Below are 238 nucleotides of genomic sequence, written 5' to 3'. Positions count from 1 at the left end.
TGGTGTCGGTGGCGATTGAAGGCGAGATCGGCGTGCTGGTAGCGCTGTTGCTGAACCAGAAATTCGCCGGACGCAACGTGCTGCGCGTGCTGGTGATTCTGCCGTGGGCGCTGCCGACCATCGTTAACGCCATGATGTGGCGTCTGGATTTCAACCCGGATTACGGGAGGAACATCCCCCTGCTGTCGCAGTTTGGGATACTTGAAGGCTAACATAGCTGGCTGGGTTTGCCGGGTTC

At 58.8% G+C, this 238-nt stretch carries 1 pseudogene; it reads left to right on the top strand.

Annotated elements, in window-relative coordinates:
• Positions 1–209, top strand: a pseudogene (locus KVT28_RS26700) (sugar ABC transporter permease); the annotation flags it as partial.
• Positions 210–238: the final 29 nt, after the last annotated feature.

The organism is Pantoea sp. GbtcB22 (genome assembly GCF_019091025.1).
Classification (GTDB): domain Bacteria; phylum Pseudomonadota; class Gammaproteobacteria; order Enterobacterales; family Enterobacteriaceae; genus Pantoea; species Pantoea leporis.
Note: the sequence above shows the minus strand (reverse complement) of the source record. Positions and strands in the feature narration are given on the sequence as shown.